20 protein-coding genes and 1 pseudogene are annotated in these 24,262 nt (G+C 55.3%); 14 read left to right on the plus strand and 7 right to left on the minus strand.

The annotated features are described in order from the left end of the window. Nucleotides 1-9: 9 nt before the first annotated feature. The 5 genes from ACK3SD_RS04920 to ACK3SD_RS04940 form a co-directional block, all read right to left on the minus strand. Nucleotides 10-1,257 carry a vWA domain-containing protein gene (locus ACK3SD_RS04920; RefSeq protein WP_481126958.1) on the minus strand — a complete coding sequence of 416 codons (1,248 nt, stop codon included), beginning with the start codon at nucleotides 1,255-1,257 and terminating at the stop codon, nucleotides 10-12. 123 nt (nucleotides 1,258-1,380) lie between these two features. After that, complete coding sequence (locus ACK3SD_RS04925; RefSeq protein WP_481126959.1) at nucleotides 1,381-2,598, minus strand: L-lactate MFS transporter; 1,218 nt, start codon at nucleotides 2,596-2,598, stop codon at nucleotides 1,381-1,383. Nucleotides 2,599-2,764: 166 nt separating this feature from the next. After that, entirely contained in the window at nucleotides 2,765-3,499 is a 735-nt protein-coding gene (locus tag ACK3SD_RS04930; protein WP_481126960.1) for a LytR/AlgR family response regulator transcription factor, read from the minus strand. Nucleotides 3,500-3,524: 25 nt separating this feature from the next. Further along, the gene (locus tag ACK3SD_RS04935; protein WP_481126961.1) at nucleotides 3,525-5,210 is read right to left on the minus strand and encodes a LytS/YhcK type 5TM receptor domain-containing protein; all 1,686 of its coding nucleotides are present in this window, start codon (nucleotides 5,208-5,210) and stop codon (nucleotides 3,525-3,527) included. 76 nt (nucleotides 5,211-5,286) lie between these two features. Further along, entirely contained in the window at nucleotides 5,287-6,531 is a 1,245-nt protein-coding gene (locus ACK3SD_RS04940) for a DUF1479 domain-containing protein (protein ID WP_481126962.1), read from the minus strand. 152 nt (nucleotides 6,532-6,683) lie between these two features. Here ACK3SD_RS04940 and ACK3SD_RS04945 point away from each other — a divergent pair, with 152 nt between their 5' ends. Together ACK3SD_RS04945 and alaC are read left to right on the plus strand one after the other, a co-directional pair. After that, nucleotides 6,684-7,205, plus strand: coding sequence for a GNAT family N-acetyltransferase (locus tag ACK3SD_RS04945; RefSeq protein WP_137762530.1), 522 nt, complete (start codon nucleotides 6,684-6,686; stop codon nucleotides 7,203-7,205). 167 nt (nucleotides 7,206-7,372) lie between these two features. After that, the gene (alaC, locus tag ACK3SD_RS04950; protein ID WP_481126963.1) at nucleotides 7,373-8,608 is read left to right on the plus strand and encodes an alanine transaminase; all 1,236 of its coding nucleotides are present in this window, start codon (nucleotides 7,373-7,375) and stop codon (nucleotides 8,606-8,608) included. Nucleotides 8,609-10,331: 1,723 nt separating this feature from the next. Here alaC and ACK3SD_RS04955 read toward each other — a convergent pair. Beyond that, nucleotides 10,332-10,973 carry a hypothetical protein gene (locus ACK3SD_RS04955; protein ID WP_481126964.1) on the minus strand — a complete coding sequence of 214 codons (642 nt, stop codon included), beginning with the start codon at nucleotides 10,971-10,973 and terminating at the stop codon, nucleotides 10,332-10,334. A gap of 178 nt (nucleotides 10,974-11,151) precedes the next feature. After that, nucleotides 11,152-11,619, minus strand: coding sequence for a DUF2913 family protein (locus tag ACK3SD_RS04960; protein WP_481126965.1), 468 nt, complete (start codon nucleotides 11,617-11,619; stop codon nucleotides 11,152-11,154). A gap of 621 nt (nucleotides 11,620-12,240) precedes the next feature. Between ACK3SD_RS04960 and tssB the strand changes: the two genes are divergently transcribed. The 12 genes and pseudogenes from tssB (at nucleotide 12,241) to ACK3SD_RS05020 (ending at nucleotide 24,262) form a co-directional block, all read left to right on the plus strand. Beyond that, nucleotides 12,241-12,738, plus strand: a complete 498-nt coding sequence (tssB, locus tag ACK3SD_RS04965; RefSeq protein ID WP_481126966.1) for a type VI secretion system contractile sheath small subunit — start codon at nucleotides 12,241-12,243, stop codon at nucleotides 12,736-12,738. Between the two features lie 40 nt (nucleotides 12,739-12,778). Next, a complete protein-coding gene (gene tssC, locus ACK3SD_RS04970; protein ID WP_481126967.1) occupies nucleotides 12,779-14,329 on the plus strand; it encodes a type VI secretion system contractile sheath large subunit in 1,551 nt (516 codons plus the stop codon). Nucleotides 14,330-14,347: 18 nt separating this feature from the next. Further along, the gene (gene tssK, locus ACK3SD_RS04975) at nucleotides 14,348-15,697 is read left to right on the plus strand and encodes a type VI secretion system baseplate subunit TssK (protein ID WP_481126968.1); all 1,350 of its coding nucleotides are present in this window, start codon (nucleotides 14,348-14,350) and stop codon (nucleotides 15,695-15,697) included. Beyond that, nucleotides 15,694-16,422: a type VI secretion system protein TssL, short form gene (gene tssL / locus ACK3SD_RS04980; protein ID WP_481126969.1), complete on the plus strand. Its 729-nt coding sequence runs from the start codon at nucleotides 15,694-15,696 to the stop codon at nucleotides 16,420-16,422. The genes tssK and tssL overlap by 4 nt, the downstream gene beginning before the upstream one ends. Next, a complete protein-coding gene (locus tag ACK3SD_RS04985) occupies nucleotides 16,422-18,104 on the plus strand; it encodes an OmpA family protein (RefSeq protein ID WP_481126970.1) in 1,683 nt (560 codons plus the stop codon). Before tssL ends, ACK3SD_RS04985 begins: the two co-directional genes overlap by 1 nt. A gap of 4 nt (nucleotides 18,105-18,108) precedes the next feature. Continuing rightward, the gene (gene hcp, locus ACK3SD_RS04990) at nucleotides 18,109-18,600 is read left to right on the plus strand and encodes a type VI secretion system effector Hcp (RefSeq protein WP_481126971.1); all 492 of its coding nucleotides are present in this window, start codon (nucleotides 18,109-18,111) and stop codon (nucleotides 18,598-18,600) included. Between the two features lie 234 nt (nucleotides 18,601-18,834). Next, nucleotides 18,835-19,116: a hypothetical protein gene (locus tag ACK3SD_RS04995; RefSeq protein ID WP_481126972.1), complete on the plus strand. Its 282-nt coding sequence runs from the start codon at nucleotides 18,835-18,837 to the stop codon at nucleotides 19,114-19,116. A gap of 205 nt (nucleotides 19,117-19,321) precedes the next feature. Further along, nucleotides 19,322-19,783 (plus strand): annotated as a pseudogene (locus ACK3SD_RS05000) (type VI secretion system ATPase TssH); the annotation flags it as partial. A gap of 173 nt (nucleotides 19,784-19,956) precedes the next feature. Next, the gene (locus tag ACK3SD_RS05005; RefSeq protein WP_481126973.1) at nucleotides 19,957-20,775 is read left to right on the plus strand and encodes a lysozyme inhibitor LprI family protein; all 819 of its coding nucleotides are present in this window, start codon (nucleotides 19,957-19,959) and stop codon (nucleotides 20,773-20,775) included. A 36-nt stretch (nucleotides 20,776-20,811) separates the two neighbouring features. Continuing rightward, the gene (locus tag ACK3SD_RS05010) at nucleotides 20,812-23,166 is read left to right on the plus strand and encodes a type VI secretion system Vgr family protein (RefSeq protein WP_481126974.1); all 2,355 of its coding nucleotides are present in this window, start codon (nucleotides 20,812-20,814) and stop codon (nucleotides 23,164-23,166) included. Nucleotides 23,167-23,304: 138 nt separating this feature from the next. Further along, nucleotides 23,305-23,718 carry a DUF3828 domain-containing protein gene (locus tag ACK3SD_RS05015; protein ID WP_481126975.1) on the plus strand — a complete coding sequence of 138 codons (414 nt, stop codon included), beginning with the start codon at nucleotides 23,305-23,307 and terminating at the stop codon, nucleotides 23,716-23,718. Nucleotides 23,719-23,791: 73 nt separating this feature from the next. Beyond that, nucleotides 23,792-24,262 (plus strand): DUF3828 domain-containing protein, encoded by a 471-nt coding sequence (locus ACK3SD_RS05020; RefSeq protein ID WP_481126976.1) that lies wholly within the window; start codon nucleotides 23,792-23,794, stop codon nucleotides 24,260-24,262.

Consider the following 24,262-nt stretch of genomic DNA (forward strand, 5'->3'; position numbering starts at 1 on the left):
CGGCGGCGGCTAGCGCAAAATGCCCAGCCGACGCGCCTCTGTTGACCACTGCGCGAACTCCGTCAGCAGCAGGTCGTAGAGCTGGCCGTCATCCATCCGCGCAAAATCATCAATGGCGAAAAAGTCGCTGTTATCAATGCGGCGATCGGTGAAGTCGTCCAGTTGCTCCAAAATGCCGTAGTTCTGGCCGCCAAGGCCGACGAACTTCCAGAAGATTGGGGTGTGGGCGGAGCGGCGGATCGCCTCCTTGATGGCGCGGGTCTTGCTGATGCCGCCATCGGTGATAAAGACGATATAGGCCGGGCAGTCGCTCCCTTTGAAGGTATCAATAATCTCCTCCATCACCGGTGGCTCATTGTTGACGCCACCGAGGCCGGGCAGGATCTCGCCCATGCGGCGCTTGCCGATGCCCTGGATCATGTGGATATAACCATCCAGGTTATCGAGGGTGACATCCGGGTATTTCTGGTGGCGTTCGCCAAATCCCCACAACTCCATGCTGCCATCGTCGTCAAACTGCGCCGCCAGCACGGCAATGCGATCCAGAATCGCCTGCACGTTTCCCTTCCTGAATTGCTGGGTCATCGAGCCGGAGGCGTCCAGCACAAAGGCGACTTTGGCCTGCATATCCTGCAAGCGGTGCTTGGTCAGGCTGACGGTCGCCTTTTTCGCCAGGCTCACCAGTCGGGGCGCGTGCTGCGCCAGCCGCTTCTCCAGATCCACCACGCCGCGCGTGGCCGCTGGCGGGGCGGCTGCCTGATCCACCTCGACGCCAAAGTGGGTGGCCAGCGGCTCCAGCCCGCCATTGAACCCTTGCCCCAGCGCGCGCAGTTTCCAGCCGCCTTGGTAGCGGTAGATCTCCGCCAGAATCAGCGCCTTTTCGCTCCGCTGTTGCAGCGGCGGGGCAAAGCGGGCGTGGCCGCCGACCTCCAGCGTCAGGCTGGTCAGGTGGGAAAAGGTATCCGGCCCGTCAATCACCAGCGTCAGGGCGATTTTGCTCACGCCAGCATCCACCTGGTGCAGATCGACGGTAAACCGCGCCTGCTCAGGGGAGGTCTCCAGCACCACGCTGCGGTTGGGCGTGGCAGGCTGGTTAAAGAAGATGAAGTCGCTGTCGCCGCGCACCCGCTGGTGGGCATCCAGCATAAAGGCCGAGGGATCTAGCTCGCTGCAAAAGGCGGGCATCCGCTGGTAGCTCAGGGTGAGGCGCAAGGTGTGGTCAGTTAATGGGATATTTTGTCCGGCAGTCAGTTCCATGCTCAATCCTTGGGTGCTGTGTGGAAAGGTCAAGCCAAAGGGAGATTTTTGTCAGGACGGAGGGGGAATTGCAAGGCGGGGCCAAATAAAAACCGCCCATCAAAGGATGGGCGGTGGGGCGGCTCAGGCGTGCTGCCGGGAGGGCAGGGCGCGCGCGGCCGGTTCGGTTTTTGGTGGTTTGATCAGCAGCGTCACCAGCAGGGAGAGCAGCGACATCACGCCAATTACCATAAAGGTGGTGTGGTAGCCGCCAAAGTGGGCGGCGATAAAGGCACCAGCCAGCGCGCCGATGCCGAAGCCTTGGTAAACCAGCCCGTAGTTCTTGCTGTGGTTACGCAGCCCAAAGAAGTCACCCACGATGGCCGGGAAGACGGTGATGTTGCCGCCAAAGCAGAAGGCGATGGTGCTGACGCAGATGAAGAACAGCATCGGCGTGAGGCTCATAAAGCTCAGGGTGCTCACGGCCAGCAGCGTCATCAGCAGGGTGAAGCTGATGACGCGCATCCGGCCCACCTTGTCAGAGAGCGCGCCGAGGATGATGCGCCCGGCGGTGTTGAAGATGGCGATGGCGGAGACCGTGTTGGCCGCGGTCGCCAGATCCATCCCGGCCAGCCGCACGCCAATATCCTTCACAATGCCAATCAGGTAGAGGCCGCCCATGCAGGCGGTGAAGAAGATCATAAACAGCAGCCAGGCCTCTTTGGTCGCCAGCATCTCGCGCACGCTAAAGTCACGCCCCAGCCCGCTGGTTTGCGCCGGTTGGCCCGCCGGCACTTTTTTCTCTTTCAGCAGCAGCGAACCGGCCGCCACCAGCGCCATCACAATCAGGCCCCAGTAGAGGAACGCCTGTGAGACGCCATGCTCGGCAATCAGGGCGGCGTTGACATACTTGAACAGCAGGCTGCCGGTGCCGAACGCGCCGACCGAGATGCCAGAGATCAGCCCCTTGCGCTCCGGGAACCACTTAATCAGGTTGGAGAGGGTGGTGATGTAGGCGGTGCCGTCCGCAAAGCCGACCACGACCCCGGCCAGCAGGTAGAGCTGCGTCAGCGAAGTGGCGTGCGAACTGGCGATCAGGCCGCAGCCGAGCAGCACCCCGGCCAGGAGGGTCAGGCGGCGGATGCCAAGGCGCTCCTGCAAGCGGCCCGCGAACAGCGTGGCCAGCGCCAGTGAGAAGCTGGTGATGGAGAAGGTGGTCGCCACATCGCCTAGCGCCCAGCCGAATGTCTCCACCAGCGGTTGGTTAAACAGGCTCCAGGTGTAGATGGTGCCCAGTCCCATCTGTACCACGATGGTGCCCAAAACAATCAAACCACGATTTACCGGTTTACTGCTGTTCATGCCGGCCTCCCGTTACTGCGCCGAAGGCCCCTCCGGGGCCAAAATTAACAGACCGTTGGCCGCGCTCGGCGCCTGTTGGTCTGCCCACTGAGGCCAGTATAGGGGCGGCTTTTCAAGCAGTGATCGAATCGGGAATGAGATGCCTCCGGGGCGGAATGAAATGCACCTAGATGCGCATCAACTGCCGGAAAGCCTTCACCTTGCTGCGGCTGACCGGCACTTCAAACGGCAAATCGCTCAGGCGCAGGATGTAGGTGTTGTTGAACCAGGGCACAATTTCGCGGATTTTACCGAGGTTGACGCAGTAGGAGCGGTGGCAGCGGAAGAAGAACTCCTCCGGCAGACGGCTGCAAAACTCAGTGATGTTCATTGGCATGGTGAACACCTCACGCCGGGTAAACACCTGCGTCACCTTCTCCTGCGCGGCGGCGTAGTAGATCTCGTTGATGTCGGTGACGATGATCCGCTCATCCTTGATCAGGTTGATGCTATGGCTGCTGCGCGCCGGGGAGGGGTGGTCGCCCACTGGCTGGCGGTCGCGCCGGTGGTGCGCCTCCAGCTTCTGCAACATGGTGACGATGCGCGCCTCGTGGTAGGGCTTTAGGATGTAGTCGAACGCCTCAATCTCAAACGCCTCGGCGGCGTGCTCCTTGTAGGCGGTGATAAAGACGATGTAGGGGCGGTGGGCGAACTTGCTCAGGTTCTGCGCCAGCAGCACCCCATCCAGCGACGGGATGTTGATGTCGAGGAAAATGGCGTCCACCGGATTGCCCTGCAAATACTTCAGCACGTCCAGCCCGTCATCGAAACAGCCCGCCAGCTCAATGCCACTGTGGGCGTTAATCAGATACTTCAGCTCCTCCTGAGCCAAAAACTCATCCTCAACAATAATGGCTTTCACGGCCCTCTCCCCACTCAATGCGGCGTCAAACCAGAGCGGCGGGGTACTTGCCGCCCTCTCTGGGGATAAAGAATGCGATCTCGGTGCCCGGCTCCAGCCGACGGATGTGCAGCCCCTCGCCATACATCAGCGACACCCGGTGGTGCACATTCAGCAGGCCAATCTTATTGCCGGGCATCTCATTGCGCGCCACCCGGTCAATCACCTCCGGGTGGATGCCGTTGCCGGTATCCTGCACCGCGATGCGGATGCGGTCGCCGACGTGCTTAACGCTGATCGACACCACGCCCTTGCCGCGGCAGGGCTGGATGCCGTGCACAATGGCATTCTCCACCAGCGGCTGGATCAGCAGGCTCGGGATCGGCACTGCGATCTCCTCATCCACGTCATACAGCACCGTCAGCTTGCTGCCAAAGCGTGCCTGCTCAATGGCGATGTAGTCCTGCACCTGGTGCAGCTCCTTGCGCAGGTCAATCAGCTCGTCGTTCAGCTCGAGGTTGTAGCGCAGGTAGCGCGACAGGTTGATGATCAGCTGGCGCGCGGTATCCGGGTTGAGGCGGATGGAGGAGGAGATGGCGTTCAGCGCGTTGAACAGGAAGTGCGGGTTGATCTTGCTTTGCAACGCACGCATCTCCGCCTTGTTCGCCATCTCGCGCAGTTGCTCGGTGCGCGACACCTCCATCTGGGTGGAGATCATCTGCGACAGCCCGACCGCCATCACCTTCAGCGAGTAGGTGATCTTGTGGGCGCGGCAGTAGTAGATCTTCAGCGAGCCAGTGACCTCGCCCTTCTCCCATAGCGGGATGATGATCAGCGAGTGGATCTGCGGGGTGCGGTGCATCTCATCATTGTTTTTGATGGTGATCTTGCCGCGCCGCAGCGTCTCCTTGGTCATGTCGCTGATGATCTCATGGCCAATGTTGTACTGGTCAGCGCCGGTGCCGACGTAGGCCAGCACGTTTTTGGTGTCCGTGATCGCCACGGCGTCCGCCTTGATGTCGCCGCGGATGATGTCGCAGATGGTGGTGAGTGAGGCGTGGTTGATGTTGCGGAAGTAGGGCAGCGTCTTGTTGGCGATGTCCAGCGCCAGCTTGGCCTGCCGCGCGGCGATCACCTCCTTCTCATCCTCCACGCTCTGCACCAGCAGCACAATCAGGCCGATGCAGGTGGCACCGAGGATCATCGGCACGGCAATGCGCGAGACAATCTCCAGCCCCAGCGACAGCGGGCTGGCCCACAGCACCACCAGCAGCATGGTCAGGGACTCGCACACCATGCCAGCGGCAATCCCGACGCTCCAGCGCCGTGGCTTGTCAACGCGCTGGTGGATCCAGCCCGACATCAGCCCGGCCACTACGCTGGTGATCAGGCAGGGCACGGCGGTGATGCCGTGCACGTCAATGGCATAGCGGTGGATGCCGGCGATCAGGCCGGTGATGATGCCGACCCACGGGCCAAACAGGATGCCGCCAGACATCACGGCAATCACCCGCACGTTGACCAGCGATCCCTCGACATTGATGCCGGAGTAGGTGCTGAACAGCGCGAACAGGGAGAAGATGGCGGTTACCGCCGCCCGTTCACGCGGTGTGTGCTGCTCTTTTTGCAACAACTGGCGGAAGGCGCGGGTGCGGGTCAAAAAGAAGAGGCAGATCAACATCAAGGCGGCGCGATCAAACACCGCCAGCAACATCTCAAACATGGAGTGCACGACAGCTTCCCTGTGCGATGACAAGCGGCCACTATAAAGAAAAGCCACCGGCGGCGCCAGCGCCGGTGGCGGGGGGCTACGCCAGGCCGAGTTGGCGACGGCCGCGCGGGGTTAGCGTCTCCTCGGTGGCGCGATCCTGGAAATCCACCTCAAAGTCATCGGCTGCGAAGTCCGGCGGCGAGCGGCCGTCGAGGAAACTGGCCGCCTGTCCCGGCAGGTAGGCGGCGTTCTTCTCACACCAGGGGGCGGCGGCGATGTACATCACATTACTGTCAAATTCGCCGTGGTGCTCATTCTCCACCGCATGTACCACATCGCAGTGCCAAAATACCGTGTCGCCCGGCTCTAGATCCGGGATCGGCGACAGCGCCTCCAGCAGCAGCGGGTGCCACTTCTCCGACACCGAGAGCGCACGGCCGGGCGCGGCATCGCACAGTTCATCCTCCGGCACGTCATCCTGCAAGGCGCGCAGCAGGATATAGGCCATCGCATTGGCAATCGGGATCAGGTTGAGGGTGCCAGCGTGGGTGCGTTGCGGCGTCAGGGCCGTCCAGCCCTGAAAGGTGCGGAACATTGAGCAGACTGCCGGTGAGGGGAACTCGCGCACCTCGGTGCGCCCCTCGGCGGCGAAGGGATCATAGGCGCGCCAGTCGCCGCTGAACAGGTGGCGGTAGACGTGGCGGAACCCCTCATCCAGCCAGCGCTCCAGCGATCCGCCATCCACATGCGGCGACAGGCCAAGGGAGGAGGAGCGTGGCGGTCGGCGGCGGGTGCGGTCGGCGTAACTCACCACCCGCCCGGCATCGAAGTGCTGCGTGCCGTTGCTCTCCGACTGCCACAGCCGGTTAAGGAACACCTGCACCGCCTCCATCCGCTCATCCTGACGCGCCTCAACTTGCGGGCGTGACCAGTAGATGCCGTAGATTTGCGGCTTGCTGGCAGCCAGAGTGCCGAAGTAGTTGTCCTCCGCCGCCTGTTTCAGCCGCTCGACAAAGTTGTTCTGCTCCAGATAGTTGCCGATCATCTGGTTCCAGCGGCGTGCCTTCTCCTGCGGGAAGACGCCACGGATGGCGCAGGCCCCGCGCTGGCGAATCAGGGCTTTCTGCTGCTCGCTGACGCGGCCATGCAGGATGTCGTCGGCATCCAGTTGCGGCACTGGGTTCTCGCCGCGCGCCAGCTCGGCGCGGATGGCCGCCACCTGGGCGGCGACATCCTGCTCGATCTGGCGGAAAACCTCCGCATAATCAGGCAGATCGCGCCGCAATTGCTGTTTGACTTTGCGGATCGCCTCGGGAATGTTATCAATGGTCAACGCCGTCATAGGCTTCTCTCCAGCCGGTAAAAAGGGGAATAGTTGTTGCTCAGACGTTAACTATTATGGAGAGAAGGCTGGCCGAAGAAAAGGAATAAACTTTCGTTCGAAATTAATAATTCTTCATTTGAAGATCTGTGTCACGTAATCTGGAGAACCCGATGCAACTAGAGACTGCCCGACTGATCCTCTCCCCGCTGACCGAGCGCGACTGGCCGCTGTTCCAACAGCTGCAACAGAACCCGCAGGTGATGGCATTTGTCGCTGACCGCCGCGACGAGACGGAGGTGCGTCAACACTTTGAGTCGCGGCTGCCAGCCTGGAACAAAGAGAGCCACCACTGGCTCTGTCTGGTGATCCGGCTGCGCAAAACCGGCGAGGCCATTGGCGTCACGGGTTTTATGCCGGAGTGGGCACCGTACCGTCAGGCGGAGATAGGCTATATGCTGCTGCCCGCCTTCCAAGGGCAGGGCTACGCCACCGAGTCGCTGAATGCGGTATGTGATTACGCCTTTGAGCTGGGCTTCCATCGTTTGAAAGCGCTGGTGGTGGAGGGGAACCGCGCCTCGCGCCGGGTGCTGGAGAAGTGCGGCTTTGCGTGGGAAGGCACGCTGCGCGATAACTACCTGTTAGGTGGTGAATGGGAAAATGATTGGCTGCTGGCGCGCATCGCGCCTGAGTAATCGGCCATAAACGATAAAAAATTTTTATCAAAAAGTAATGTGATTGTAAAAAGTGGCTTGCCAGCGCCTCGACAGGCGATTTTTGCTGCGATATGGTCAGGTTTCGGCCGCATGAGTGCGGCCCACGTCGCTCGGACGGTCTGGGCGCCTACGTACAAGAGGAAATCATGGCTGAATCCCGCGCATTACGCCGTTTTACCCGTATTGATCGTCTTCCCCCCTACGTCTTCAACATCACCGCTGAACTGAAAATGGCGGCGCGCCGCCGTGGTGAAGACATCATCGACTTCAGCATGGGCAACCCGGATGGCGCCACGCCGCCGCATATCGTGGAGAAGCTCTGCACCGTTGCCCAGCGTGATGACACCCACGGCTACTCCACCTCGCGCGGCATCCCACGCCTGCGCCGCGCCATCTCCCGCTGGTACGCCGACCGCTATCAGGTGGAGATTGACCCGGAGAGTGAAGCGATCGTCACCATCGGCTCGAAAGAGGGGCTGGCGCACCTGATGCTGGCGACGCTGGATCACGGCGACACCGTGCTGGTGCCCAACCCGAGCTACCCGATCCATATCTATGGCGCGGTGATTGCCGGCGCGCAGGTGCGCTCGGTGCCGCTGACTGAGGGCGTGGACTTCTTTGGCGAGCTGGAGAGGGCGATTCGCGAGTCGATTCCGCGCCCCAAAATGATGATCCTTGGCTTCCCCTCCAACCCGACTGCACAGTGCGTGGAGCTGGATTTCTTTGAGCGGGTGGTGGCGCTGGCGAAACAGTATGACGTGCTGGTGGTGCATGATCTGGCCTATGCCGACATCGTCTACGATGGCTGGACGGCCCCCTCCATCATGCAGGTGCCGGGTGCGAAGGATATTGCGGTGGAGTTCTTCACCCTCTCCAAAAGCTACAACATGGCAGGCTGGCGGGTCGGCTTTATGGTGGGCAACCCAGAGCTGGTGAGCGCGCTGGCGCGCATCAAGAGCTACCATGACTACGGCACCTTTACGCCGCTCCAGGTGGCGGCGATCGCCGCGCTGGAGGGAGACCAACAGTGCGTGCGGGACATTGCCGAGCAGTACCGCCAGCGGCGCAATGTGCTGGTGCGTGGGCTGCATGAGGCGGGCTGGATGGTCGAGAATCCCAAGGCGTCAATGTATGTCTGGGCGAAAATCCCCGAACCCTATGCCCACCTGGGGTCACTGGAGTTCGCGAAAAAGCTGCTGGCGGAGGCCAAGGTATGCGTCTCGCCCGGCATTGGCTTTGGTGACTATGGCGATACCCACGTGCGCTTTGCCCTGATCGAGAATCAGGACCGCATCCGCCAGGCGGTGCGCGGCATCAAGGCGATGTTCCGCGCAGATGGCCTGCTGCCAGCCACCCGCCACACCGAGGGTGCCAAACCCTGATGCCATCGGGGGCGGCACGCCGCCCCCAGCCTCTCACTCGAGCAGCATGATGAAGGTGCCCAACCACAGCGCCATCATAAAAGAGAGGCCCATAAACAGATATTTCACATCTCACTCCTGAATACACGCCGGCCACCTGGGTTACGGCGCATCAAATAAACAGCCGATCAGGCTGCGGCGACCCTAAACCTCCCACTGATCCTGCCGCTCTGCGCAGCGCGCGAGGGGTTATATCAGGGAGAAGATCACAGCCCAAAACAGAACACAAAAGGTAAAAATGCACAGCCAGGTCAGGCGACGACTCATCATGTTGATTATCTTGCTGAGAGCGGATGCAGTGAGTATCGGCCGTGCCACCCGAAACTTTAGCTCCCTCACAAAAAAGCAAAAGATTAGCGTTTCTGGATGGATCACCAGTCCATTTATAGAAAAAATATAGTTATGATTGTGACTTATTAGTCAGATTAAAGCTTTTAACATCTGAAAATTTGGGGTAACCGTTGGTTTTTCAACAGTTATTAGCGGGAAAGGGTTTAGAGCATAGACAAACTATTATGAATTTTAATTAAAACTACTCTGCCGATCTGTATAAAATAGAGCGCTCTTATGGTGGTTCCCGACATTGGGAAAGAATTTCAGGCAGGTTGAGGGTCGGATTCCCCTGAATCACCATGAAATTTTTTAATCCTTACACTGCCAAATGGGAGTGGGTGGACAGGATGGCAGGCAGAAATCCCATTTTCCGTTTACGCTTAAAAGGTTACCACGCTGGTCGCGGCCAGCAGCGGGCCTGATGCAGCAGTGTATCCCTTCACCATGGAAAAAGTAGTGGTTCAGTGAGGCAGTACCGAACAAACGCCGCACCAAAAATCAGTGCCGGGTTCGCCCACAAAAAACTGATAATGGTTTTGCAGGCTGGGGTAGCAATGTCAACACAATGGTCACCGCCCGCGTTATTTCCCGACGCCCGTGTGACGCTTTTTTATGAGTGAGGTACATGAATAATTTTTACTTCATCTGTCAGCATTGTGGAGGTGAAGATTTTGAGTCTTTGGACCAATCTAAAGTTTCTGGTACATCTCCTGTCTATGTATGTTGTGACTGCGGTCATGCAGTAACTCAAGAGGATATTCAAAAGTTTCATCATCTTATCCATGATGAAAGTATTAGTTGGCTGGCGGACTAAATCCAGCGGCAATAACAGCCCAGGCTATTTTGCGCGTTATTCATTCAACCTGTTGCCTTGCAGGGATGCGCACTCCTCTTTCGTCACACATTATTTCTCTATATCACCGGGGGTTGCCGCCATCACATGGTTGGGTAACCCTCCGCTATTCTCCCTCTCTTTAACGCACCTATTAACCCTGTTTTTATCCTGGTTAAATATCTACCAGTAAAAGTGTTCTTTTTTCCGCTGTCTATTGCCCTAATAATGAACACTCTATTTAGGACGTATTAATTTCTCCAGACGATATCAGAGATAAACCGGTTTTTACTGAAATGTCGTTAAATATTGAGATGGTATCGGTTCACGTGTGCATTTCTGCCTGAATATGACGAGAAGTCTTGTTGATCAGGTGGGGCCAGTAAATAGGGCCTGACTGTGATAGCGTCAGGCCCTATTGCAGAGCGGGAGAGGCCATGTCAGCTTCTCCCGCACGTGCTTACCGGTTATAGGGACTCAACACCGGGCCAATCTTCACGATGACCACGCCCTGTTTCATCACCACGGCGTCGCGGTTAGGCCATGACGCCATGTCTGTGCCGTCAGCGATAGCCCGATCAACCTGCTCAGGAGAAGGGCGCAAGAAATCGGCAATGTTGCTGACCTTAAAGTAGTTATAGATACGATTATTATAGCCGCCATCCCAACGGAAGAATGATGCGCCAAAGGTATCAGCCCTGGACAGTTTCCAGGTGTTTTTAGGCTCATAAGCACCATAGAAAAGACCGGGTTTTTATCAATATCGAACTGCGGATACTTCTGGTAGATCGTATCCAGCATCATTTTTGCCGCATGTTCATCGCTGGCCCGAGCCATGTAATCACTATAAAAAAGTTGGTTAGAAGCCGCAGAACCGCAGGCAAGCAGAATGGCGCATACAGCTATGCCTAAGGTTTTACTGCGCAGGGCCATAATAGCCAGCGTAATTAATCCGGCAAACACCACAGACAGTTGTGTCATGGTGCGCGGTGGCAGATAGGAACCCAACAGCACATTCAGGATAAAAGGCGACGCCAATGCAGCCAGCGAGAACAGGGTGATATAAAACGCTCTCCGGCCTGACCAGAAGGAGGCCAGGATAATTATCACAAAGGCGAGCAGGGACAGGATTTCAGGCGTTGCAGTGGATAATGGCGACATGCTTTGAAGCCATAACACAGTGAGAGCAGAAGCAGATAGAGAGACAGGTGGGCAATAACTGAATGGCGTCCCCCTGCAAACACCTAATCGATAAAGCAGGGATTTTAATTGTATTAGCTCAGACCTGATCTGACAGCTACCGGTTATTTATACAGGTATCTGTCAGATTACATCTGGTTTAAATTTTTTTCAGCCCAGATGCGCTTCCCATCAAGCAATAGACTCCGTTGACCTCCGGGTTCAGTGCCATCTGACGCCGTCCCTGCCACTGATCGTCTGAGAGGATCTGGTAGACCCAGTGATACTCCCGTGCAGCATCAAGGGCATGGCTGAGTCGGTACAGGCCCGGCTGATCTTCCAGAGTACCGGTGGTTGCCTGCCAGAGAAAATTGAGTTTGAAGGGGAGTTTTGCCCTGACGCACAGGGTTCTGCCCTGTTTCAGCAGCCAGTCACTATCCCGGGCCACTTCCGGGGGGAAACGTCGGGTACGTTTGGCTTCCGCCAGCCAGCGGGTGATAAAGAGATTCTGCTGGGCCTCGGAGCTGGCAATTCCATCCAGACGGCAGTGTGAAGGGCGACCAGCGCGTACCAGGTCATATGGGCCATTGCTGTTGCCTGCCCAGTGTTGAGCATCAGGCTTGCGCAATACGATGATAACAAATTCATTGCCCTGACGTGCACATTGAGATGTACCAGAAGAGGGCGGGCATTAACTGAAAAGCCAGTTGCCACCGCGCTGATACGTTCCCGAAATTGCTGGGGGAGTGTCTTCAGGGAGCTGGCTAACGGGACGTCGTGCTAATGGTTATGCTCACAGTATTTTTCTTTATATATAATCCAGGGTGATTTCATTTTATTCATTCCCTGGTTAAATGAATTAAGTGATAAATGCCTTGGTGTTTATTGCAATTTAAATATAACGGCGTGTGAGTATTTTACCCGCTTACTGTGTCTCATCTTGTCGAATGCTGAATTTAGGATTTTTCACATTATATTATGATTTTTTGATCATAATTCATCGCCTTGATTTCTTGAAGTGTAAATATAAATTATTAATATACGACAGTGGTGCTAGTCTGTAATCTCAGGCACGGCGCGGCATGGCGTATAAACATCCCTGCTGACATCAGATGACGAATTAACTAATCGGTGTTGTCCTGTTTACTTACGAATGGCGCAGCGTAATAATAAGCGGCCTGCCGTTATATCTGTTGCATGCCCGTTATCTGGCAGGAAGCTCAATTCATATTTACAGGAGAGTAAGCTGATGAGCCAGAGCTTTCAGAATGAGATACCGAAAGCGCGCGTTAATATTTCGTTAAATTTACACACGGGAGGCGCGCAAAAGAAGGGTGAGCTTCCGCTGAAACTATTGAGCGTCGGCGAATTCAGTAACGGCAAGGCCACCGGTGCCCTGTCAGAAAGAAGTAAAGTAAACGTTAATAAGAATAATTTTAATGCGGTATTATCAGATTTAAACCCGGAAGTGAATCTGACCGTAAAAAATACCCTTGCTGACGACGGCTCTGAAGAAAATATCCATCTGAGCTTCCAGGAGATGAAGGACTTTGAGCCAGAAGCCATTGCCCGCCAGGTGCCGCAGCTGAAAGCAATGTTAGCCATGCGTAATTTGCTTCGCGATCTTAAATCCAACCTTCTGGACAATACCACCTTCAAACGCGAATTTGAAAAAATCTTGAAAGACCCCGCCTTAAGCGACGAACTGCGTAACGAAATCAATGCGCTCGCCCCGTCCCAGGATTAATAAGTCATTACTGGAAATTTTAACGGAATAACTGGAAAGAATGCTTATGTCAGTCAATAACGAATCCCAGAACCAGACGGCGGGTGCAACCCTTGAAAAAACACTGCCAGCCGGTGGTGTATATGCCTCACTGTTCGAAAAAATTAATTTAACGCCAGTTTCAACAATGACAGAGCTGGACGGTTTTGAAGACAATACCGTTATGGCAGAAACCTCTGCTGATGCGCGCGTAACGGCAGCCATTCAAGTCTTTATGCAGGTGCTGCAAAAATCCGGCCAGAAAGTCGAGAAGCTGGATAAGGCCCTGCTGGACAGCCACATCGCAGAACTGGATTTCCAGATCAGCCGTCAGCTTGATGAAATTATGCACAACGAGACCTTTCAACAGGTCGAATCTGTCTGGAGGGGACTGAAATCCCTCGTGGATAAAACTGACTTCAGACAGAATGTTAAGCTGGAAATACTTGATATATCTAAAGAAGCACTGCGCCAGGACTTTGAGGACTGCCCGGAAATTATCCAGAGCGGGTTATACCGTCAGACATACATTTCTGAGTATGACACCCCGGGTGGCGAGCCTATTGCTGCTGTCATCTCTGCGTATGAATTCGATGCCTCAGCCCAGGATGTCGCGCTGTTGCGCAACATTTCTAAAGTTTCCGCTGCTGCCCACATGCCGTTTATCGGCTCTGCCGGCCCGAAATTCTTCCTCAAGGAGTCAATGGAAGAAGTGGCAGCCATCAAGGATATCGGTAACTACTTTGACCGCGCTGAGTACATCAAGTGGAAATCCTTCCGCGAGACGGACGATGCTCGCTATATCGGCCTGGTGATGCCGCGCGTGCTGGGTCGCCTGCCGTATGGCCCGGACACCGTGCCCGTACGCAGCTTCAACTATGTCGAAGAAGTCAAAGGCCCGGATCACGATAAGTACCTGTGGACCAACGCCTCGTTTGCGTTCGCATCCAACATGGTTCGCAGCTTCATTAACAACGGCTGGTGTGTGCAAATTCGTGGCCCGCAGGCCGGTGGTGCCGTCCAGGATCTGCCAATCCATCTGTACGACCTCGGTACTGGCAACCAGGTGAAGATCCCGAGTGAGGTGATGCTCCCGGAAACCCGTGAGTTTGAATTCGCTAACCTTGGCTTCATTCCCCTGTCGTACTACAAAAACCGCGACTACGCATGCTTCTTCTCGGCGAACTCCACGCAGAAACCGGCGCTGTATGACACCACCGATGCGACCGCCAACAGCCGTATCAATGCCCGTCTGCCGTATATCTTCCTGCTGTCGCGTATTGCCCATTATCTGAAGCTGATTCAGCGCGAAAACATCGGTACCACCAAAGACCGTCGTCTGCTGGAGCTGGAGCTGAACACCTGGGTGCGCACGCTGGTGACTGAAATGACCGATCCAGGCGACGAGCTGCAGGCTTCCCACCCGCTGCGCGATGCGAAAGTGGTGGTGGAAGACATTGAAGACAACCCGGGCTTCTTCCGCGTGAAACTCTATGCGGTGCCGCACTTCCAGGTGGAAGGGATGGACGTCAACCTGTCACTGGTTTCCCAGATGCCAAAAGCCAAGTCGTAAAGCGAGGGGAGATCAGGGATGAAAATTCATCGTCCGTTATGGAATGAAGGGGCCCTTCTGGCCCCTCAGCAGTTCCAGCAGCAGTCTGAATGGGATGCATTTTCCCGGGCCGGTATTGCCGCCCGCGGAAATGCTTTCCCCTGGGGCGTTGGTCGGGTTGAGCTGGATGAGGCCATGCTGGCATCAGGCCGTGTACAGGCGCAGTCACTGCGCCTGTGGCTCCCGGATGACACGCTGATAGATACCCGCCACAGCGATCTGCCTCCTGCGCCACGCGAGGTTGAGGTGTCTGCCTCTGCTGGCAATGCCCCGGTCACTGTTTACGTTGCGCTGCCGGTGATGCAGGCCGGGATCGTGAATGTCCAGACCGATACACAGCCAGCAGAGCGTCCGTTGCGCTATGCAGAGGCCTGGGAGACGATCGCCGATCGCTTCGGTCAGGAAGAAGAGTCGATGGCGGTGGCCCGCTTTAACCTGGCGTTCCGCTTTGATCATGAAGACAACAGTGCCTGGGATACCTGCGCCATTGCCCGTCTGTTGCAGGATGGGCAGGGGGGCTGGCGTCTGGATCCGGACTTTATCCCGCCTATGGCGCTGTTCTCGGCAAGTCGTAATCTGTGTGAGCGCCTGGCACTGCTGAATCGCCAGCTGCGATCCCGCCGCCAGCGTCTGATGTCCATGCGTCGTGAGAGCAACGACAGGATGGCCGATTTTGCGGTCGCTGATGTTTCGCTTTTCTGGCTCCTGAATGCCCTGAACTCCCATGCCCGGGTGCTCTCGGAGTATGAGCGTTTCCCTGACCGACATCCTGAGCAGGTCTGGGCGGAACTGGCGCGTCTGGCCGGCAGCATGCTGACGTTTTCGCTGGAGCACGATCTGGATGCCATTCCGGGGTATGACCACCGGGCACCGGAAAAGACCTTCCCGCCGCTGTTTGATCTCATCAGTGAGCTACTGGAAGCCAGCCTGCCGTCACGAGTGGTCGCGGTCAGGATGGATCGTCTGGATCCGGAGACCTGGAAAGCGGTACTGCATGATATTCGTCTGCGCGATGAAGCGGATTTTTACCTTTCCGTACGAGCCAGTCAGCCAGCATGGCAGATTGCCGAACGGTTCGCAGAGATGTGTATTGCCGGTGCCCCGGCGAATGTCGGTGAAGTATCCGGCGTGGCCGTCGAGGGAATTGGCCTCATTGCCCTGAGCCGAGTCCCGGCTGCACTGCCGGTGCGTCTGGAGAACCAGTACTTTGTACTGGACATGGGGAGTGCTGCGGCCCGCGAAATGCTCGATCAGGGGGTGTGCGTATTCTACGTTCCATCCCTGCTCGGCGAGCTGGAGCTTGAACTGTTTGCGGTGTTGCGCTCATGAATAAGGTTATCGACATTGATGCCCTGATGGCGGAGACCTGGCTAACCGTGGCGCAGTTGCGCCATGGTGGGAAGGTGACGGACGGCCCTGCGCTGTATGCGGCCTGCAAAGCGCAGGTGGAAAGCGTACGTGAGGCGCTGGAGCGCGCCGGGCTGGGTGCGGAAAGTATTGATCACATCACTTATGCCCAGTGCGCCCTGCTGGACGAAACCGTCATGAATCGTAAACCGGTGGCTCAGCAAGCGGAAAATGCGCAAGCGGCAGTATCCGGCGACAGTGCCTCCGATGCGCTGAATATGACCCTGGATGCGGGGCAACGCGCCTGGCGTTCTGCGCCACTGCAGGCGGTTTACTTCGGATCCCTGAGAGCGGGCGGGGCCTTGTATGATCGTATCGCGGAGGTACTGCGTCAGCCCGCGCCGGAGCCTGCGGTGCTGACCTGCTACCAGCGGGTGCTGGCGCTAGGGTTCCAGGGGCAATACAGTCTCTCGGGAGTCGGGCAGTCACAGCGTGATGAGGTGATCGCCGCCCTGAATGAGCGTGTGCCGCCGCTGGAAACGGGCGCATCACTGGTGGTTCAGAAGACCGGACGCCGTCGTTATAACCTGCTGCGGTCCGTCTGGTTCTGGATTGTACTGGCGGTGATCCTGACCGGTGCGGTGTGGCTGGGTGGTCATCTGTGGTTGCAGGATCTGCTGCACCAGCAACTGCCGGAGCTGCCCTGATGCGTGGAAAAACCTTCGTCCGGGCTGCCCTGCCGGTAGTGCTCTGCCTTGCCGCCGTGCTGTGGCTGGTATGGGGATTCCTGACCTGGCCGGTTGTCGGGAAAGCCTTCCTGACCCTGGTGGCCTTGCTGGTTGCGGGCATGCTTGCTCGCCGCCGTTACCGTCAACAGCGACCGGTACAGCTGGCTGATGAGGCCGGAATTTTCCCGCCCGACAGTCATACCGGACCGGTGGTGCTGGTCTGCGGGGATGTGGATGATGCCATGTTTGCGGCAGGCCCGACACGTGGCACGGCGCAGGGCTGGTATCTGCGGATTGCGGAACTGACCGGACTCACGCCTTTTGCAGAGCGTCTGCTGGCCCGTACGCCGACGATGGCCGGCCAGCTCACCGTGATGTACCGCTGTTTGCCGGACCAGCATGAAGATGAGGCGTTGTTGCGCGCCTCCCTGAAAGCGCTGCGTCTGCAGATGAAGCAGTTACGGGACCTGACCGGCTATAGCGTGCCGGTGGTTTTGAACACCGAATTCAGCGGCCCTGATACGCCCTGGATAGTGGTGCGGGGCAATACGGCCCTGGTGTGTCCGGAAGACGAATCTGCCGTCACCCTCAGCGAATGGCAGCAGTCCCCGCAGACGGCCTTTATTCATCCATACCTGACTCAGGCGACATCGTTGCTTCATTCTGTGATGCTGGATGAACTGGGTAAAGCGGACAGGCTGTGTCCGGCCGTACGACCGTTTGCTGTCACCCTGCGTCTCGGGTCGGTATCCACCTCAACAGCCGCGCTGTGGCCACAGTTATTGTTCCGTCAGACCCGCATTGCTCCTGCCAGGCGTGTTACTGCCTATGAGTCCCGCTGGCATTTTGCCGATGCGGTGCTCCCTCTACTGGCCCCGTATACCACCCCGTTGCAGGGCGGGAAAACCGGGCGTCGGGTAGTGATGGTTCTGCTGTTCTGCGCCCTGGGGGCCATTGCCCTGTCCGTGCGGCATAACCAGTCGCTTATCCGCACGGTCAGCGCCGACCTTCAGCGTTGGCAGGCTATCCCGATGACCCACTATGCCCCGAAAGCGCAGGCCCTGCATGCCCTGCAACAGGATGCACTGCTGCTGGAGCGCTGGCAGCGTCAGGGCGAACCCCATCGCTACGGGCTCGGACTGTATCCGGGCAACCGCCTGTGGCTGGCGGTGCAGCAGGCCATTGATACCTATGTGCCTCCGCCGCCACCGCCAAAACCGAAGCCAAAGCCGATACCGAAAATTGTCCGTCTCGACAGTATGTCGCTGTTTGACTCCGGCAAAGCGGTACTGAAAACCGGCTCCACCAAAATGCTGGTCAATTCGCTGGTCGGCATCAAGGCGAAACCGGGCTGGCTGATTGTGGTCGCGGGTCACACCGATAACACCGGTAATGCACAGCTGAACCAGACGCTATCGCTTGAGCGTGCCGCAGCGGTACGCGACTGGATGCGTGACACCGGTGACGTGCCGGAAAGCTGTTTTGCGGTGCAGGGCTATGGCGCAAGCCGTCCGATTGCAACCAATGACACGCCGGATGGGCGCGCGCTCAACCGCCGTGTCGAAATCAGTCTGGTACCGCAGGCGAATGCCTGTCAGATACCCGGCTATACCCAGGCGCCATCGCAGGATGATGGCGCATCACAACACAATCGAGAGTAATTCCATGGCAATCCCTGTTTATCTTTGGCTGAAAGACGACGGCGGCGCGGACATTAAAGGGTCTGTGGACGTTCAGGATCGTGATGGCAGCATCGAGGTTGTCGCTCAGCAGCATACCCTGTACATCCCGACTGATAACAACACCGGCAAGCTGACCGGAACCCGTATCCACACGCCGTTTATGTTCACCAAGGAAATCGACTCCTCCAGCCCGTATCTGTACAAGGCAGTGACCACCGGCCAGACCCTGAAATCAGCAGAGTTCAAGTGGTACAAAATCAATGACGCCGGTCAGGAAGTCGAATACTTCAACACCAGACTCGAGAATGTGAAGGTGGTGAAAGTGAATCCATTAATGCATGACGTTAAGGATCCTGCTTACGACAAGCACAACCATCTGGAGCAGATTGAACTGCGTTACGAAAAAATCACCTGGACCTACAAAGACGGCAACATCATTCATTCCGATTCCTGGAACGAACGCGCCACCGCGTAATGACCTGCCGTGCCTGGTGCTGCAGGGTTGTTGTTTAGAGTAACGCCTGATGCGGATGGGGAAACCTGTCTGCAGCTTTTTGTAAAGCCCCTTTGTGCTGAGGGGACAGTGTAAAAGTGAACATCCAAAAATCTGGCCTAATGCGCTTAGGGCTCCTTACTAAAAGGAAAAGCGATGGGCGGTAGCGTGCCTGAATAAACCAGACTTATTTCTGAGATATAAAAGGAGAAAATTATGCCATATGTTTTTGATGATTCAGCTCCCAGGCAGCGCTGGGGAAAAGGACAATCATCCAGTGTGCCGCCTGCCGGAATGCGGAAATATCACAACTGGCGTAGATATATTCTGGCCGGCTATTCTCCGGCAGACGCTGCAAGACTTGTGGGAGATATGAATTATGAAATATTGAAGTACAGCGGTAATCTCTGTTCTGTCCGGCTTACATCCCAGCACAGGGTTTTATTCTCGATTGTAGGAGAGCACGTAACGATCCTGGAAATTGGCGGCCATTATTAGACCCGGCCCAAATCAAAAAACACACCATTGAATCGTCGCATTTCAGATGCTGCAACCCTGCCTGAAAGGGCATTAATTGTGTGCAGTGAGGATCTTCCGGTTGGGGATATCTGAAATCGATAGTCCCCATACGGTAAAACCCGCTAGTGCGAGTCAGAATGAAGAAAGCCTTTATGGAGCACTACTCATCAACCTTATTACGCCGCCTGAACCGTCAGACGCCATTCAGACCCTGATGCAGGAGGCGTGGTTGATTGCCTCGCTTAACGGTGAAGCGCAAATCCGAAGCCAGCATCTGTTGATGGCCCTGGTGGAAAAGCAGAGCCTGGTGCGCTGCGATGGTCTGTGGCCGCTGCTGACGCTCGGTCAGAGTCAACTGGAACGCCTGCGTCCGCTGCTCGATGCGCAGTCGGACGAGCGTCCGGACGTGCAGCAGGAAGCAGAGCTGGCGCAGAGCCACGGCGGTGACGTGGCGTTTGTCGGCCGTCCTGCCGGTGCAGAACTGAAAGAGGGGGAGCTGAATCCGGCGCTGCAGAATGCGCTGGATAAATTCACCCTCGACGTCACTGCCAAAGCGAAAGAGGGCAAGATTGACCCGGTATTTACCGGCGCACGCAACATCGACAGTCTGCTCAATCAACAAATTCTGCCGGTGCTGAGTCAGCAGCTGCTGACCCACATGGCGGCGAAACAGAAACCACACTCTCTGACGCTCGGCTGGAATGACGAACAGGGGGTTGGTCTGGAATTTGATGCTGCGAATTCATAACGCAGAACTTAATTATTCATGACTGGCAACGGAATGTTGCTATTACTGCAAGTAAAAAAGGAATCAAAACAATGAAGTTTATGAAATTCATCCCCGCAGTTATTTCTCTGGCCTTTACAGCAAATGCTTATGCAGGTTTTTTCAGTTCATCTGATGATTTTAAATGTGGTAGAGAGGATGCCGTTAAAGCCCTCTCTGATACATTCCGTAGTGATGCTTCCGGGGTACTGCAAAGTGATTATCTGACAAAATCTAAATACAGATATGATAAACCCGTTGCAGATTATCAGAATAAGCTTAACAGCCTGGTGGTTGACGTAAGTAATGTCTCAACGTCTGGTGACGGCAGCTATGGTCTGAATTGTAGCGCAACGGTTTCAGTGAAAGTACCACAAGAAGCACTGGATGTGGTGAGCAGTAGTCCAAATTATTTGCATTACGTAACAGGTGCCTACGGCAAGCTCAACAGTGGAAGTGTGGTCTGGAGCGATGTGAGTTACAGCGCCAAACTTGCAGATAATGGTAAGGATGTCATCTTTAGCCAATTTAACCGTACTGACTTATCTGATGTTCTATTTAATATCAGCGTGTTATCAGTTAATAAAGATCAGATTATTAACGCTCACTCCCAAAACATTTTGGATTCGGCTAAGGCAGAATATAAGAGTTCCGACCGTGAGCTTAATTCGGCATGGCGGGACCTTCCTGATTCAGCGAAAAATGCACTGAAAAAAGAACAGCTGGCATGGGTGAATGGAAAAGTGACTAAATGTGGGAAATTGTCGGATGCGGAATCGAATAGTGTTGATATGAAACGCCGCATTGAAATTTATCAGTGCCAGACGAAAATGACCAATGAGCGCATTAATTTCCTCAGTGGCAATGATTAATTGATTGTCGCTGGTGTTCTGTAAGGGAGGTAAAGGATGAGTAATACTACTATCGGTCTGGCACTAAAGAAAATCGATGAAGCCCTGGGGCTGTCCCGCTATCGCGTGGATGTCCATGAGTGCCCGCATTTTCTCGATGTTCTGCGCTTTCGTGCCAGTGAAACCCTGAGCCAGCCGTGGCGTTACGATGTCACCGTCACCTGTGCGGCGAATATTGCCGGCAGTGAGCTGATGCTCAAACCTGCTTCTTTTACCTTCCAGACGCCACTTTATGACGGTACGCCGGCGGTGCCGGTGCGCACGGTGTATGGCGTGGTGGATGATTTCCGCCGCATCTCCGCATCGGGGGATGAAATCACCTACGCCCTGCGATTGGTGCCCCGTATAGCCCTGATGCAGCATACCGAGCGCTGTGCGGTCTATCTGAACCAGTCGGTGCCGGAAGTGGTGGAGCAAATCCTGCGTTCCCACGGGCTGGAAGGTCCTGATTTTGAGTTCCGGCTCTCCCGTGAGTATCCATCCCGGGAGCTCATTACCCAGTGGCGTGAAATGGACCTGGCCTTTGTTCAGCGTCTGCTGGCCGAAGTGGGTATCTTCTGGCGCTTTAAAATGGACAGCCGTCTTGAACAGGACGTGGTGATTTTCCAGGACAGCCAGCAACAGTATGAATTTGGTGTCACCCTGCCATTGCGCAATCAGGCCGGGATGAGTGACAGCGGGCAGGAGAGCATCTGGGATGTTCAGACTGGTTGCAATGTCGTGAGCGGGAGTGTGGCCACCCGTGACTACAACTACCGTGAAGCACTGAAGCCACAGGACAGTTCCGAAAGCATTTTCAGTAAGGCAGGGATCACCACCGGGGAAACGTATCATTATGCGGAACCTTTCCTGACAGAAGGTGATACTGACAGCACAGAGACCGGGGCATATTTCGCCCGTCTGCGTCACGAACGCATTCTGAATGCGCAATATCACGTCACCGGGCATTCCTCCAGCCCTCATCTGGCTCCGGGTCAGGTACTGGAAACGGACGGAACGCTTCCCAATACCGTAAAAGAAGGCATCGTCATCACCACGGTGCGCGCCAGCGGTTCGCGCAAAAGTAGCTTTACGCTGACCTTTGAGGGTATCCCGTATAGCGAAACCGTCTGCTATCGTCCGGCGTTGCTCAATCGCCCTGTGATATCCGGCTCGCTGCCTGCCCGGGTGGAAAGCACACAGAAAGGTGACACCTATTCCTGGCTCGACCCGGAAGGGCGCTACCGTGTGAAGCTGGACTTTGACCGCAGCAGTACTGAACACGGTTATGCCTATCTGTGGCTGCGGCTGGCTAAACCCTATGCCGGTGATACCTACGGATTCCACTCCCCGCTTCTTGACGGAACGGAAGTGGCCGTCATTTTTGATAACGGGGATCCGGATCGGCCCTACATCGCCTATGCCTTGCACGACTCAGAACATCCGGACCATGTCACCAGTGACAATCATACGCGGAACGTGTGGCGTACCCCGGCGAACAATAAGTTGCGGATGGAGGATAAGCGCCAGGAAGAGCATATCAAGCTCGCGACGGAATATGGCAAAACGCAACTGAACATGGGACACCTGGTCAATGGCCAGCGTGAAAAACGCGGTGCCGGTTTTGAACTGCGTACGGACGAGCATGGCGCAGTTCGGGCTGCTAAAGGGCTGTTCCTGACAGCGGATGCCCAGGCCAAAGCCCAGGGCCCGGTGCTGGAAATGGCCCCTGCCATTAGCCAGATTAACCAGGCCAACAGCCAGATGCAGGCGCTGAACAGCGCTGCTGAAGCCGCCGGAGCGCTGGTCTGCGACATCAATACCCAGATTAGCCTCGTGACCGACAAAATTAAGGACCTCCAGTCTTCGGTCCTGCTGGGTAGTGCTCCGCAGGGGGTAGCATTTACTTCAGGTGAACATCTTCAGCTCAGCAGCACCCGCAATACAATGATTAATGCCGGTCAACATCTTGATATCGGTGCGATGAAAAATCTGTCTGTAACGGTAGAAAAAGCCCTGGGTATGTTTGTCCATAAAGAAGGGGCTAAGTTGGTTGCCAACCAGGGAGACATCGAGATTCAGGCTCAGCACAACACGATGGCCCTGTTTTCTGAAAAACAACTGACGGTGACCAGTAGTGAAGATGAAATTATTATCAGCACCCCGGCAACGCTGACGCTTAATGGTGGCGGGTCTTACCTGAGGCTGAGTAAGAACGGTATTGAACACGGCTCATCTGGTGAGTTCATTATGAAGACGTCTGACTATCTGGTACCAGGCTCAGGCGCAAATCTCCCCAACGAAACACCCAATTTCAGCCTGACGGATATCACTCAGGAAAGCAAAATCAGCAGCAAGTCTTTTAATGACTAAGGGCTGATGATGGATACATTAATTCCTCACATGCGTAATGTGTTTTAATTTGCGTTTTTGCTTTGTTTATCAAATTTTACACTGGCATCCGGGCAAACAAGCCCAGAAAGCATCGTGTGCAATTTTTATAAGTCATATTTGAAAGAAGAATCATCGGACAACAGTCGACTTCCCAGCCAATATGTTTCTGATGAATTAATGAAAAGCATTAACGACTCAATGATGTGTGCTTATGATTCTGATGAGTCAGTGTCGGCAGAAGAACTCGAAGGGAAATGTTCACAAAAGTGCGAATGCAAGCAGTATAAAGGACGTTATATTTGTAACTGGCATGGTGCTTGGGTTGATACTGACGTTAATTATTTTACAAAATCACAAGATATTTATCCTTCATGGAAAGCAAGTATAAGTAATTTCGATGTATCTCAGAAAGAGAATGACTCTTCAGTCAACGTTATTTTAGGAGCGGGTTCCGAGCCTAAAGTTAAATTTAAGGTTATGCTAGAAAGAATTGATGGGAAGTGGAAAATCACCAGCGTAACGGAACAATAAGAACGTAGTCATTTTCTAAATTTCTCACCTCGACTACTTATACAAATGCCAACATATCTACGGAGAGACGTTCATGTTGAAGAAGATTATTTTTGCTTGCTGCTTATTCTGCGTGGCCAATATAGCCTCAGCTTCAGCAAACGATAGTTCAATGCCTCGTGAAATTGTAGCAAATTTTTATCATGATTACCTTGTTGCGTCTGAAATGCCTGATATGGAATCAGCTGATAAACTAACTCAAAAAGCTATTTTTGAATATACAACTGAGCATCTAAGAAGTCTGCGAGATAATGATGAATCGGGTGCTGATTATTTTGTCGATGCTCAGGATATATGTGAAGAATGGAAAGACAGCATTAATGTGGAAACTGTTTCAGAGAATGACCAGGTCGCACAAGTGAAGCTAACATTAGGATATGGTAAGGGCGTATCCCTGTATGCCGTTAACCTGATTAAAGCAAACGGGGACTGGTTAATGGATTCTGTTAAGCCCATATCCCATAGTAGTATTTATTGCCCTCGACAAGCAGAGGGGGGAGAATAA

This window comes from Chimaeribacter sp. YP20170169 (genome assembly GCF_056739715.1).